15 protein-coding genes are annotated in these 12,407 nt (G+C 62.9%); 12 read left to right on the forward strand and 3 right to left on the reverse strand.

Translation table 11 applies throughout. From position 1 onward, the window contains the following. Positions 1-2 precede the first annotated feature (2 nt). From FJ946_RS03855 to FJ946_RS03865, 3 genes are read right to left on the reverse strand one after another with little or no spacing between them, the layout of a single operon-like run. Positions 3-968: a PDR/VanB family oxidoreductase gene (locus FJ946_RS03855; protein WP_140564304.1), complete on the reverse strand. Its 966-nt coding sequence runs from the start codon at positions 966-968 to the stop codon at positions 3-5. Next, complete coding sequence (locus tag FJ946_RS03860) at positions 965-1,561, reverse strand: dimethylamine monooxygenase subunit DmmA family protein (RefSeq protein WP_140559330.1); 597 nt, start codon at positions 1,559-1,561, stop codon at positions 965-967. The genes FJ946_RS03855 and FJ946_RS03860 overlap by 4 nt, the downstream gene beginning before the upstream one ends. Positions 1,562-1,601: 40 nt before the next feature. Then, positions 1,602-2,735, reverse strand: a complete 1,134-nt coding sequence (locus tag FJ946_RS03865) for an aminomethyltransferase family protein (protein ID WP_140564305.1) — start codon at positions 2,733-2,735, stop codon at positions 1,602-1,604. Positions 2,736-3,018: 283 nt separating this feature from the next. On the opposite strand from FJ946_RS03865, the gene FJ946_RS03870 reads away from it, so the two are divergent. The 12 genes from FJ946_RS03870 to FJ946_RS03925 all read left to right on the forward strand — a co-directional run bounded on the left by FJ946_RS03870 (position 3,019) and on the right by FJ946_RS03925 (position 12,346). Next, positions 3,019-3,300 carry a hypothetical protein gene (locus FJ946_RS03870; RefSeq protein WP_140497875.1) on the forward strand — a complete coding sequence of 94 codons (282 nt, stop codon included), beginning with the start codon at positions 3,019-3,021 and terminating at the stop codon, positions 3,298-3,300. A 14-nt stretch (positions 3,301-3,314) separates the two neighbouring features. Next, entirely contained in the window at positions 3,315-3,692 is a 378-nt protein-coding gene (locus FJ946_RS03875; RefSeq protein WP_140497873.1) for a hypothetical protein, read from the forward strand. Between the two features lie 15 nt (positions 3,693-3,707). After that, positions 3,708-3,869: a hypothetical protein gene (locus tag FJ946_RS03880; protein WP_140551131.1), complete on the forward strand. Its 162-nt coding sequence runs from the start codon at positions 3,708-3,710 to the stop codon at positions 3,867-3,869. A gap of 14 nt (positions 3,870-3,883) precedes the next feature. Next, positions 3,884-5,287, forward strand: coding sequence for an amino acid permease (locus FJ946_RS03885; protein WP_140497869.1), 1,404 nt, complete (start codon positions 3,884-3,886; stop codon positions 5,285-5,287). Between the two features lie 43 nt (positions 5,288-5,330). Next, the gene (locus FJ946_RS03890; protein ID WP_181167650.1) at positions 5,331-6,020 is read left to right on the forward strand and encodes a hypothetical protein; all 690 of its coding nucleotides are present in this window, start codon (positions 5,331-5,333) and stop codon (positions 6,018-6,020) included. Then, positions 6,017-6,346: a hypothetical protein gene (locus tag FJ946_RS03895; RefSeq protein ID WP_140564306.1), complete on the forward strand. Its 330-nt coding sequence runs from the start codon at positions 6,017-6,019 to the stop codon at positions 6,344-6,346. The genes FJ946_RS03890 and FJ946_RS03895 overlap by 4 nt, the downstream gene beginning before the upstream one ends. An 86-nt stretch (positions 6,347-6,432) precedes the next feature. After that, positions 6,433-7,329, forward strand: coding sequence for a glutamine amidotransferase family protein (locus FJ946_RS03900; RefSeq protein WP_140564307.1), 897 nt, complete (start codon positions 6,433-6,435; stop codon positions 7,327-7,329). Between the two features lie 4 nt (positions 7,330-7,333). Beyond that, entirely contained in the window at positions 7,334-8,065 is a 732-nt protein-coding gene (locus tag FJ946_RS03905) for a GXGXG domain-containing protein (RefSeq protein ID WP_140551135.1), read from the forward strand. 6 nt (positions 8,066-8,071) lie between these two features. Then, entirely contained in the window at positions 8,072-9,400 is a 1,329-nt protein-coding gene (locus tag FJ946_RS03910; RefSeq protein WP_095771140.1) for an FMN-binding glutamate synthase family protein, read from the forward strand. Positions 9,401-9,463: 63 nt separating this feature from the next. Next, positions 9,464-10,771, forward strand: coding sequence for a type III glutamate--ammonia ligase (gene glnT / locus FJ946_RS03915; protein ID WP_140514695.1), 1,308 nt, complete (start codon positions 9,464-9,466; stop codon positions 10,769-10,771). Between the two features lie 35 nt (positions 10,772-10,806). Next, entirely contained in the window at positions 10,807-12,060 is a 1,254-nt protein-coding gene (locus tag FJ946_RS03920) for a sarcosine oxidase subunit beta family protein (protein ID WP_140497859.1), read from the forward strand. Positions 12,061-12,070: 10 nt separating this feature from the next. Then, positions 12,071-12,346 carry a sarcosine oxidase subunit delta gene (locus tag FJ946_RS03925; RefSeq protein ID WP_140564308.1) on the forward strand — a complete coding sequence of 92 codons (276 nt, stop codon included), beginning with the start codon at positions 12,071-12,073 and terminating at the stop codon, positions 12,344-12,346. Positions 12,347-12,407: the final 61 nt, after the last annotated feature.

Below are 12,407 nucleotides of genomic sequence, written 5' to 3' on the forward strand. Positions count from 1 at the left end.
TCCTATCTTTCCAAGACCAGCGATTTGCCTTCGAAGCGCGACACGCACGGCATGATCTTGCAGCCGGAGCGATGATCTTCCTCGCTCAGCCAATGGTCGTTGTGGATGAACTTGCCGTCGGACGCGATGACGTTGGTCTCGCACTGGCCGCAGACGCCGCCGCGGCAAAGATAGGGCGGATCGACGCCGGCCGCCTCGATCGCCTCGAGCAGGCTCTGCTGCTCGCCGACGCGGATGATCTTGCCGCTGATTGCCAGCGTCACGTCGAAGGGCAATCCCGGCTGCGGTGCCGCGAAATGCTCGAAATGCACGGTCTCCGGTGGCCAGCCAAGCGCGGCGGCGCGCTCGCGCACCCAGCCGATCATGCCGGCCGGACCGCAGACATAGAGATGCGTGCCGAGCGGCTGCGACGACAGCAGCCGGTCGAGATCTATGCGTTCCCCGCGGTCGTCGTGATAGAGCCGGACCCGGCGGCCGTAGCGCTGTTGCAGCACATCGGCATAGGTGCCGAGCGAAGCCGTGCGGCAGGTGTAGTGCAGTTCGAAATTGCCGCCCTCGCCTGCCAACTGCGCGGTCTGGGCCATGAAGGGCGTGATGCCGATGCCGCCGGCCAGCATCAAATGTTTCTTCGCCCTGAGATCGAGCGAGAACAGATTGACGGGATAGGAGATCACCATCTCCAGGCCGGGCCTGACGCTCCGGTGCATGAAAAGCGAGCCGCCCCGGCCGACATCGTCGCGACGTATCGAGATCGTGTATTCGCGCGTGTCGAGCGGCGAGCCCATCAGCGAATAGGGATTGAGCCTTGTGCGATCGCCGTCGCGCATCTCGACCACGACATGGGCGCCGCCTGAAAAGGTCGGCAACAGCTCGCCGTCGCGGCGGCGGAAATGAAAGCGGGTGACCAGTTCGTTGACGGGAACAACATCGCTGACGACGACGTCGAGTTTGGTGGTGCCGGTGCTCATCGGAAGACCTCCTCGATCGGAGGAATTTCGCTGCGATCCTCGGCATTGATGCAGACGCCCTGGAACGCCGCCAGCCGCCGCGAATAGTGGTCGCGCACCAGAAGTAGCAGGCCGCAATGCGAGCAGGTGGCGGGTTGCGTCGTTACATTCTCGGTGATGCCCTTGCAATGCACGCACTGCACGCGGCGCGCCAGCGAGCCGCGATGTTCGGTCTGGATCGCGGTGTGGTCGATGCCGGCTTCGAGCGCCACCTGCATGGCCTGGCCGATCAGCCCTTCGGTACCGGCGAGATAGAGGCGCAGGCCCATATGCGCGTTATCAAGCGTCTGTTTCAGCCGCGGCAGCAGGCTGGCGAAGGACGGCGCCTGGTGGAAGCGCGCCGGTTTCAGCGCTTCGAGAGCGGCGACATGCCTGTCGTCCGGCCCGGGGATGAAGACGATCTCGGCACCGTCGAAGAACCTGTCCGGAGCCGTCTTGGCCATGTCCGCTATCGCGAGCGCACCCTCGGCATCGGCGATGAAAAGATGATGCTTGCCGGGCTGCGGCGACAAGGTTCCGTAGACGGGCCGGCTGATGATCGACTTGGCTGCCATTCTCTGCTTCGTGCCTCGAACCCTCGCCTTCGACTATGCCTCAGCCTTTCGCCGTGCGCTTGGTCTTCCTTGGGTCATCGAACGGCAATGGCTGCGCCGTCGCCTTGATCGATCCGCTCCTGTTGCGGATCTCGAGCCTTGTGTCCTTGACGGCGCAGTCGACGTCGAGGCGGGCGATGCCCATCGATTTCTCGACCAGCGGCGAATACATGGCGCAGGTGACGACGCCGACTTTCTTCCCATCGCGATAGACCGGGGCGCCCTCGTCGGCCGGCTCCTTGCCGTCGAGCAACACGCCATAGATCTTGAAGCGCTCCTTGCCCTTGAGACGGTAGTGCTCCTCGGCGCCGCGAAAGCCGGTCTTTCCCGGGCTGACGGTGAAGTCGAGGCCGAGTTCCCACAGCGTGTCGCCGGGGCCTTCATTCTCGAACGGATATTTCTGCGAATTGTCGTAGGGATAGAACAGGAGATAGCTCTCGACGCGCAGCATGTCGAGCGTAGTGAAGCGGCACGGGATGATGCCGGCGCTCTTGCCCTCGTCGAGGATCCTGTCCCAGATCGTGCCGGCATCCTGGCCGCGGCAGAAGATTTCATAGCCGCGCTCGCCGGTATAGCCGGTGCGCGAGATCATCACCGGAAAACCGAAGAGCTGCGTCTGCATGTGATGGAAATAGTTGAGGTCGCGAATGCCCGGCACGTGCCTGGCAAGATAGTCGACCGCCGCCGGCCCCTGCAGCGAGAGGTCGTGCAGATTGTCGTCGAAGCGCAGCGACACGTCCCTGCCCATCGCCGCCCGCTGCAACTCCTCATGTCCGGTTCCCGAGCCATGCACCACCATCCAGCTATTCGGCCCGGTGCGGTAGAGGATGCAGTCGTCGGTGAATTTTCCCGCCTCGTTGAGCATGCAGGCATAGGCCGATTTGCCGGGATAGATTTTTTCGACGTCGCGCGTGGTGGCGAGATCGATGAGGTGCGAGGCGTGCGGGCCTGTGATGTGGACCTTCTTCAGGCCCGAGACATCCATCAGCCCGGCCTTGGTGCGGATAGCGATGTATTCCTCGTCGGCATCCTTGTCGTAGGTCCAGGCGGTGCCCATGCCGCTCCAGTCTTCGAGTTTCGAACCCAGCGCGCGATGGCGATCCGCCAGGGTTGAAAATCTCCAGGATGCCGTCATCCGATCCTCCGTTCGATATTTTGATTATGTTCCCTGCTCCTGTGCGCGCGGGCTGGAGCTTTGAGCGAATATTGATCGCAAACGCGTGGGGCCTGCAATCCCCTGAAAGCAAATAATTTCATTGTCAGGCAAAATTCGTCATCCGAACAAGACGGTTAACTCTGCGTAAATTCGTCTTGACAATTTCCGAATTCGGTCTGAATTTATGAAAAAAATTTCACTCTCTTGAAAGAGAACGGCGGACGGTGGATTCGGAACCGGACGTCGAAAAAGGGGAAAACCGATGTCAGACCTGCAGCAGCGCATCGAGGCGCTGTACCGTTCCGACTTGCGCGGATCCGCGCTCCTGATCATCTGCCTGTGGGCGACGATCCTCTTCGTCCTCTTCATGACATGGCCGCATATCCCGCATGACGGCATCAAGGCCGTCGTCGCGATTGCCGCCGCCGCGGTGCTGATCTTCAACACGGCGGCGATCCTGGCCATGGTCAACCACTACAAGGAGGACAAGGAGTTCATCTACGGGCTCGACATCAAGAACTACGACCGCAACCGCAAATCCTGAGGGGGGAGAGAAGCATGTCCCGCTACACGCCGCCGCAACAGAGCAAGGCCGGGCAGGTCTTCGATATCGCCGTCGTCGTGGTCGCCATCTTCGTGGCGCTGTGGCTGCCGCTGAAACTGGGATTGGCGGGAGCAGCCAAGTCCATCGACGCGCTCGACGCCAAGACCTGGGAGGCGCTCGGCCAGAACCCGACCATGGCGTCGATCTGGGAAAGGCTCGGCTATACGCCAGAGACCGCGCACGACATAATCCAGAACCGTTTCCACTACATCATCGACTGGCCGACGCTTGTTGTCATGGCAGCCGTGCTAATCGGTTATTTCGTGTTCCTGTTCCGGGCATCGGACCGCGAATATCGCGACGTCATCAACGAGAAGTTCGACGAGAAATAATCCGGGGACAAGACCATGTGGATAGCGCTCTCTTACGCATGCTGGGGCATCTCGATCGTGCTTGCGCTGTGGATGCTCTACGATTGGTTCAAGGTCGATACGACCTACTCCGAGGATGTGCTGACGTCCTCGCGCGAAGGCGAACTTGAAGCCGCTTCCGAAAAACACCGGATCTGAGTGGGGATTGATCGATGACGGTCGTGGTTGAAACTGCGGGTTCGGCAACAAATGGCGACAGGGTCTCGCTGCTTCGGGTGCTTGGCCCGGCCCATGTCTGGGCGTTGGGTGTGGGCATCGTCCTGGTCGGCGAGTTCACCGGCTGGAATTTCTCCGCCGACAAGGGCGGCGCGCTTGCCGCGCTGATCGTCTGCTGGGTCGTCGGGCTGCTCTATACCTCGGTCGCCATGATCGATTCCGAAGTGACGTCGACGGTCGCCGCCGCGGGCGGCCAATATGCGCAGGCCAAGCACATCGTCGGGCCGCTGATGGCCTTCAACGTCGCGCTGTTCCTGGTCTTTGCCTACACCATGCTCGAAGTGTCGGACGCCATCCTGCTCGGCGACACGATCGTCGCCAAGGCGGGCGTCGAGGGCCTCACCCACAACTCCTTCATCGCCGCCACCATCGTCGTCCTGGCATGGCTCAACTATCGCGGCGTGCTGATGACGCTCAACGTCAACTTCGTCATCACCGCGATTGCCTACATCTCCATCGTCATCCTGTTCTTCTCGGTCAGCCCGTGGACGCAAGGCGCGGTGCTCAAGCTCAACGAGTTGGTCACCCCAGAGAACGCGCTGCCCTATGGCTGGATCGGCGTCATCGCCGCTTTCCAGTTCGGCATCTGGTACTATCTCGGCATCGAGGGCACCACGCAGGCGGCCGAGGAAGTGCGCTCGCCCGCGCGCTCGCTGCCTTATGGCACGATGGCCGGCATGATCACGCTTCTGATCGCCGCCGCCATGACCTGGTATGTCTGCGCCTCGCTGATGCCCTGGGAATATCTCGGCATCACTTATTATCCGCTGTGGGACGCCGGCAAGCTGACCGGCAACCCGCTGCTGGAAAACCTGCTGTTCATCGCCACGCTGCTTGCCGCACTGGCGTCCGCCAATGGCTGCATCAACGACGCGGCGCGCGCCTGGTTCTCGCTCGGCCGCGATCGCTACCTGCCGAGCTGGTTCTCGGCGGTGCACCCGAGATACCGCACACCCTACCGCTCGATCCTGTTCCTGCTGCCGATCGCGCTCGCCTTCGCCTTCATCGCCGACCTCAACCAGGCGATTACTTTCTCGATCCTGTCCGGCGTGCTGCAATATACGTTCATGAGCATCAACATCATGATGTTCCGGAAGAAGTGGCCGCTGGGCTCCATCCGCCGCGGCTACACGCATCCCTTCCACCCGCTGCCGGCGATCGTCTTGTTCTGCCTGTGCGTGGTGACCTTCTTCGCCATCTTCCTCGGCTTCGGCTCGCAGCTCATCGCCATGGTCGCGTTCTATTTCCTGATCTCGCTGTGGTTCCATTTCTACCGCTACAAATTCGTACGGCGCGGCGACCAGTTCACCATGCCGTGGCCGAAACCGCAGGGCTATTGATGGGAGTAGGCCCGTCCGAATTGGGCGGGCCTGGCATGACGAAATGTCCGAGGTGACGTCAGCACTGCTTGCCGGGGCGGCTGTCCTGGCTCTCGTCCTGCATTTTGCCTGGCTGGCACGCCGCAGCCGCAACAGGGCTGCCGTGGCACGCGCCGCCGACCAGGCCAGCATCCGCGCCGTCATTGCCGACGCCGAAGATGTCTCGGACGGTACTGCCGGCGTCATCACCTGGGAAGGCTCGTGGAATGGCCAGCGCGTGCAGCTGCGCACCATCGTCGACACGCTGGCGACGAGAAAGCTGCCGGCGCGCTGGCTCAGCGTATCGATAACGGAGAAAACAGTCGTGCCCGGCACGTTCGACATGATGATGCGGCCGGGCTCGCCGACGACGTTCTCCAATTTCGACCATCTCGACCACACGCTGCCGAAGGCGCCCGGCTTTCCCGCCGAGGCGGTGCTTCGAACGGACCGCAGAGGCGTGCGCTTCCCGCAAAACATCATCGCCGACCATCTGGAGCCCTTTTCAGAAGGACGCGCCAAGGAGCTACTGATCACGCCAAAGGGTGTGCGTATCGTCTGGCTGCTGGCCGAGGCCGAGCGGGCCCGCTACGGTGTCTTCCGGCAAGCCGCTTTCGGTGACGCGCAAATCGACCCGGCGCTGATCTCGCGGCTGCTCGTATCCCTTTCGGGACTGCGCGACGCGATCAACAGGAACGAACGGAAAGCGGCATGACCGGCGCAACCCCCTCGCCCGGACCTACCAGCCCATATATCGTCCTGGGCGCGGCAACCCTGCTGCCGGGCAGCGGCCACGTCATGCTGGGCGTTCCCACGCGCGGCCTGCAGTTTCTTTTCTTCATGGTCATCCTGGCCTGGGTGACGGCGAAGATCGCCCCGCCCGACGCCAGCTTTGTCGGCCGCCACGCCGGCGGCTTCCTGATCTATGCGCTGTCGATCCTCGACGCCTACAAGATGGCTCGTATCCGGACCGCCAAATGGGCCCATTCCATGCGCCGACAAGGCGATGGGCCGCCGGATGGGACAAAACTCAACGCGTAACGAGAGGAATATTTTTTTCATACCAATTGAATTCCCCGAACTCATTCGATACATCATTTTTAGCGACAAAGGGTCTGGAGGCTGGCATGTGCGGAATCGTTGGACTTTTCCTGAAGGACAAAGCGCTGGAGCCGCAGCTCGGTGCGATGTTGTCGCAGATGCTGGTATCGCTCAGCGATCGCGGCCCCGACAGCGCCGGCATCGCGATCTATGGCGCGCCGTCCGGCAACGAGGCCAAGATCACCATCCAGTCGCCGAGGCCGGAGCGTGATTTCCGTGGACTGGACGCCGAACTCACCAAGGCGCTCGGCGTGCCGGTGAGCGTCATGGTAAAATCGACGCATGCCGTCATCAGGACCACGCCCGAAAAGGTCGATGCCGCGCGTGAGACCATCCAGTCGCTCAGGCCCGACATCCGCATCATGGGTGCCGGCGAAGCCGTGGAAATATACAAGGAAGTCGGCTTGCCCGAGGCTGTGGTCGACCGCTTCGACATCCGTGGGATGACCGGAACGCACGGCATCGGGCACACCCGCATGGCGACGGAATCGGCGGTGACGACGATGGGCGCGCATCCGTTCTCGACCGGCGCCGACCAGTGCCTGGTGCACAATGGCTCGCTGTCCAACCACAACAACGTTCGCCGCGAACTGGTCCGCGAAGGCATGAAATTCGAGACCGAGAACGACACCGAAGTGGCGGCCGCCTATCTCTCCTCCCAGATGGCGCATGGCAAGAACCTCGGCGAGGCGCTGGAGGGCACCCTCTCAGATCTAGACGGTTTCTTCACCTTCGTCGTCGGCACCAAGAACGGCTTCGGCGTGGTGCGCGACCCGATCGCCTGCAAGCCCGCCGTGATGGCCGAAACGGACCAGTATGTCGCCTTCGGCTCGGAATATCGCGCGCTGACCAAACTGCCCGGCATAGACAATGCGAGAGTCTGGGAACCGGAACCCGCAACCGTCTATTTCTGGGAGCATTGAGTTCATGCCGGCAACAAAACTTTCAACCGCGGCGGCGAGCGACCATGCCTCCCGGGTGTTCGACCTGGACCAGATGTCGCTGCGCGAGCTCAACCAGGCACTGCACAATCTGACGCCAGGCTCGAACGAGACCGCCTGGGAAGTGTTGAACCCGAAGGGCAGCCATTCGGTCGCCGTCGGCGTCGACCAGCCGGTCAGCATCGATGTGCGCGGCAGCGTCGGCTATTACTGTGGCGGCATGAATTCCGGCAGTGCCATCACCGTGCATGGTTCGGCGGGACCCGGCGTCGGCGAAAACATGATGTCGGGGTCGATAACAGTCAAAGGCGACGCCAGCCAGTATGCAGGCGCCACCGGCAAGGGCGGGCTGCTCGTCATCGAGGGCAATGCGTCCTCGCGGTGCGGCATTTCGATGAAAGGCATCGACATCGTCGTGCACGGCAATATCGGCCATATGTCGGCCTTCATGGCGCAGTCCGGCAATCTGGTGGTGCTGGGCGATGCCGGCGACGCGCTCGGCGATTCCATCTACGAGGCACGGCTGTTCGTGCGCGGCAAGGTCGACAGCCTGGGCGCCGACTGCATCGCCAAGGAAATGCGGCCCGAACACCTGGAACTGCTGCAGGGCCTGCTCGATCGTGCCGGCGTCACCGGTGTCAAGCCGTCTGAATTCAAGCGCTACGGCTCGGCGCGCACGCTATACAATTTCAATATCGACAACGCCGACGCGTATTGAGGCAGCATGACCTATCGCAACCCGCCGACGACGCCGCGCAAATCCGCGACTTTCGACGACTACACACTTTCCGAGATCCGCCGCGCCGCGGCCACCGGCATCTATGACATCCGGGGCGCCGGCGCCAAGCGCAAGCTGCCGCATTTCGATGACCTTCTGTTCCTTGGCGCTTCGATCTCGCGCTACCCGCTCGAAGGCTATCGCGAGCGCTGCGACACATCAGTCGTGTTGGGCTCGCGCCATGCCAAGAAGCCGATCGAGCTGAAAATCCCGATCACCATCGCCGGCATGAGCTTCGGTTCGCTGTCGGGCCCGGCCAAGGAAGCGCTCGGGCGCGGGGCGACGCTGTCGGGCACCTCGACCACGACCGGCGACGGCGGCATGACCGAGGAAGAGCGCGGCCATTCCAAGCAGCTCGTCTATCAATATCTGCCGTCGCGCTATGGCATGAATCTGCGCGACCTGCGCCGCGCCGATGCCATCGAGGTCGTCGTCGGCCAGGGCGCCAAGCCCGGCGGCGGCGGCATGCTGCTCGGCCAGAAGATCTCCGATCGCGTCGCCGAGATGCGCACGCTGCCCAAGGGCATCGACCAGCGCTCGGCCTCGCGCCATCCCGACTGGACCGGGCCGGACGATCTCGAGATCAAGATTCTCGAACTGCGCGAAATCACCGACTGGGAAAAGCCGATTTACGTCAAGGTCGGCGGCGCCCGCCCCTATTACGACACAGCGCTTGCGGTGAAGGCCGGCGCCGACGTCGTCGTCGTCGACGGCATGCAGGGCGGCACGGCGGCGACGCAGGAAGTGTTCATCGAGAATGTCGGCCAGCCGACGCTCGCTTGCATCAGGCCGGCGGTGCAGGCGCTGCAGGATCTCGGCATGCATCGCAAGGTGCAGCTGATCGTCTCGGGCGGCATCCGCAACGGCGCCGATGTCGCCAAGGCGCTGGCGCTCGGCGTCGACGCGGTCTCCATCGGCACGGCTGCCCTTGTCGCGCTCGGCGACAACGATCCCCGCTGGGAGGCGGAGTACAACGAGCTCGGCACCACATCAGGCGCCTATGACGATTGGCACGAGGGCCGCGACCCGGCCGGCATCACCACGCAGGATCCCGAACTGATGAAGCGGGTCGATCCGGTGGCCGCCGGCCGCCGGCTGGCGAACTATCTCAAGGTGATGACGCTGGAGGCGCAGACCATCGCCCGCGCTTGCGGCAAGAACAGCCTGCACAATCTCGAACCCGAGGATCTCGTCGCGCTCACGATCGAGGCCGCCGCGATGGCCGGCGTGCCGCTGGCCGGCACCAACTGGATACCGGGGAAGAACGGCTTCTGATCAACAAAGGGCCGAAGGCCATATGCTCTAGGGCCAACAATCGACAAAAAATGGGGAACTTCCGTGACAGTTGATCTTGCAGAGTTCGCAAGGGCGAAAAACGTCAAATATTTCATGATCTCCTACACCGACCTGTTCAGCGGGCAACGCGCCAAGCTGGTGCCGGCGCAGGCGATATCAGATATGCAGAAGGATGGCGCCGGCTTCGCCGGTTTCGCTACCTCGCTTGACCTCACGCCGGCACATCCCGACATGCTGGCGGTGCCGGATCCGAATTCGGTTATCCAGCTGCCCTGGAAGCCTGACGTCGCCTGGGTCGCCGCCAACTGCATCATGGACGACAAGGAGGTCGACCAGGCACCGCGCAACACGCTTAAGCGACTGATCGCGGAAGCCGCTAACGACGGCATGCATGTCAAGACCGGCGTCGAGGCGGAATTCTTCCTGATCTCGCCCGACGGCAAAACGATCTCCGACGAATATGATACGGCGGCGAAACCATGCTACGACCAGCAAGCGTTGATGCGCCGCTACGACGTCATCGCCGAGATCTGCGACCACATGCTGGCGCTCGGCTGGGGCGCCTACCAGAACGACCACGAGGATGCCAACGGCCAGTTCGAGATGAACTGGGCCTTCGACGATGCGCTGGCGACCGCCGATAAGCATTCTTTCTTCAAGTTCATGGTCAAGTCGATCGCGGAAAAGCACGGCCTGCGCGCCACTTTTATGCCCAAGCCCTTCCAGGGACTGACCGGCAATGGCTGCCATGCGCACATCTCGGTGTGGGACAAATCAGGCAAGACCAATGTCTTTGCCGACAATTCGATGGAGCTCGGCCTGTCGGCCAAGGGTAAGCACTTCCTCGGCGGCATCATGAAACATGCCTCGGCTCTCGCCGCCATCACCAACCCGACCGTCAATTCCTACAAGCGCATCAACGCGCCTCGCACCATTTCGGGCGCCACCTGGGCGCCGAACACGGTGACCTGGACCGGCAACAACCGCACCCACATGGTGCGCGTGCCCGGCCCCGGCCGCTTCGAGCTGCGGCTGCCTGATGGCGCGGCCAACCCTTATCTGCTGCAAGCCGTCATCATCGCCGCCGGCCTCGACGGCATCCGCTCCAAGGCCGATCCCGGCAGGCGCTACGACATCGACATGTACCAGCATGGTCACACGGTGGAGGGCGCGCCGAAATTGCCGCTCAACCTGCTCGACGCGTTGCGCGAATTCGACAATGACAAATCGCTCAAGACGGCGCTGGGTGAGGAATTCTCGTCGGCTTATCTAAAGCTGAAGCACCAGGAATGGAATTCCTATGCTTCGCACTTCACGCAATGGGAGCGCGACCACACGCTGGATATCTGACCGGCGCAGCGTGCGAGCGACCTCGGAATGAACGTATGAAATATTCGATCTTCTCGCTCGCCCGCGCCGCCTTCTCCGGCCACAAGAACTGGCAGCGCACCTGGCGCGACGCCAGCCCGAAGGACCGCTACGACGTGGTGATCATCGGCGGCGGCGGGCATGGTCTGGCCACCGCCTGGTTCCTCGCCAGCGAGTACGGCATCAGGAATGTGGCCGTGCTGGAAAAGGGCTGGATCGGCTCCGGCAATGCCGGCCGCAACACCACCATCATCCGCTCCAATTACGGCCTGCCCGGCAACACCGGCTTCTACGAATTGTCCATGAAGCTGTGGGAACGGATGGAGCAGGACCTCAACTACAACACGATGGTCAGCCAGCGCGGCGTCATCAATCTCTACCATTCCGATGCGCAGCGCGATGCCTATGCGCGGCGCGGCAACACGATGCGCATCAACGGCATCGATGCCGAATTGCTCGACCTTGCCGCGGTCAAGAAGATGATGCCGTTCCTGAATTTCGACAATGCGCGCTTTCCCGTGCAAGGCGGGCTCTTGCAGCGGCGCGGCGGCACGGCGCGGCACGACGCCGTGGTCTGGGGCTACGCCCATGCGGCGAGCGCGCTCGGCGTCGACATCATCCAGAATTGCGAAGTGACGGGCTTCGTGCGCGACGCCAACGGCAAGGTGACCGGCGTCGAGACCTCGCGCGGCAAGATCGGCGCCGGGAAAGTCGGCATGGCCGTCGCGGGCTCCTCCTCGCGCGTCGCCGCGATGGCGGGCCTGCGCCTGCCGATCGAAAGCCATGTGCTGCAGGCTTTCGTCTCCGAGGCGATCAAGCCGCTCATCCCCAATGTGATGACGTTCGGCGCCGGCCATTTCTACGTCAGCCAGTCGGACAAGGGCGGCCTGGTCTTCGGCGGCGACATAGACGGCTACAATTCCTACGCCCAGCGCGGCAATTTGCCTGTGATGGAAGACGTCTGCGAAGGCGGCATGGCGCTGATGCCGATGATCGGCCGCGTGCGCCTGCTGCGCCAGTGGGGCGGCATCATGGACATGTCGATGGACGGCTCGCCGATCATCGACAAGACGCCGGTCGACGGGCTCTACCTCAATGCCGGCTGGTGCTATGGCGGCTTCAAGGCGACGCCGGGCTCAGGCCTCGTCTTTGCCCACCTGCTGGCCCGCGACCAGTCCCACAAGGAGGCCGCCCGCTTTCGCCTCGACCGGTTCCGGTCTGGTGCGATGATAGACGAAAAGGGCCAGGGCGCCCAACCGAACCTGCACTGAAGGCCCCGTCATGCGCATCACCTGTTCCTTCTGCGGCGAACGCGAACTCGGCGAGTTCACCTATCTCGGCGACGCCAAGCCGGTGCGGCCGGAGGCTGGCGCTTCGGAGGACGATGTCTTCGACTACGTTTACCTGCGCGACAATGTCGCCGGCGTGATGGACGAGAATTGGTACCACGGCGGCGGCTGCCGGGCGTGGCTGAAGGTCACCCGCAACACGCTGACGCACGAAATTTCGGCCGTGGAGCCAGCGGCGGGCGCCGGGGCGAGGCAGGTTGCGAAATGAATTTTTCTGTCCAGCTCAGCGCCGCGAACTCCGCCAGGCCTCTACCTCCCCCTTGTGGGGA

The sequence above is a fragment of the Mesorhizobium sp. B2-4-7 genome, from assembly GCF_006442685.1.
In the GTDB taxonomy this organism is placed as follows: Bacteria; Pseudomonadota; Alphaproteobacteria; order Rhizobiales; family Rhizobiaceae; genus Mesorhizobium.

Excerpts from the sequence above, each read along its gene's own strand:
- FJ946_RS03890 (WP_181167650.1), top strand. The coding sequence starts at position 5,331 with ATGTCCGAGGTGACGTCAGCACTGCTTGCCGGGGCGGCTGTCCTGGCT.
- FJ946_RS03920 (WP_140497859.1), top strand. The coding sequence starts at position 10,807 with ATGAAATATTCGATCTTCTCGCTCGCCCGCGCCGCCTTCTCCGGCCAC.
- FJ946_RS03900 (WP_140564307.1), top strand. The coding sequence starts at position 6,433 with ATGTGCGGAATCGTTGGACTTTTCCTGAAGGACAAAGCGCTGGAGCCG.
- FJ946_RS03925 (WP_140564308.1), top strand. The coding sequence starts at position 12,071 with ATGCGCATCACCTGTTCCTTCTGCGGCGAACGCGAACTCGGCGAGTTC.
- FJ946_RS03885 (WP_140497869.1), top strand. The coding sequence starts at position 3,884 with ATGACGGTCGTGGTTGAAACTGCGGGTTCGGCAACAAATGGCGACAGG.
- FJ946_RS03865 (WP_140564305.1), bottom strand. The coding sequence starts at position 2,735 with ATGACGGCATCCTGGAGATTTTCAACCCTGGCGGATCGCCATCGCGCG.
- FJ946_RS03860 (WP_140559330.1), bottom strand. The coding sequence starts at position 1,561 with ATGGCAGCCAAGTCGATCATCAGCCGGCCCGTCTACGGAACCTTGTCG.
- FJ946_RS03870 (WP_140497875.1), top strand. The coding sequence starts at position 3,019 with ATGTCAGACCTGCAGCAGCGCATCGAGGCGCTGTACCGTTCCGACTTG.
- FJ946_RS03880 (WP_140551131.1), top strand. The coding sequence starts at position 3,708 with ATGTGGATAGCGCTCTCTTACGCATGCTGGGGCATCTCGATCGTGCTT.
- FJ946_RS03875 (WP_140497873.1), top strand. The coding sequence starts at position 3,315 with ATGTCCCGCTACACGCCGCCGCAACAGAGCAAGGCCGGGCAGGTCTTC.
- FJ946_RS03855 (WP_140564304.1), bottom strand. The coding sequence starts at position 968 with ATGAGCACCGGCACCACCAAACTCGACGTCGTCGTCAGCGATGTTGTT.
- FJ946_RS03910 (WP_095771140.1), top strand. The coding sequence starts at position 8,072 with ATGACCTATCGCAACCCGCCGACGACGCCGCGCAAATCCGCGACTTTC.
- FJ946_RS03905 (WP_140551135.1), top strand. The coding sequence starts at position 7,334 with ATGCCGGCAACAAAACTTTCAACCGCGGCGGCGAGCGACCATGCCTCC.
- FJ946_RS03895 (WP_140564306.1), top strand. The coding sequence starts at position 6,017 with ATGACCGGCGCAACCCCCTCGCCCGGACCTACCAGCCCATATATCGTC.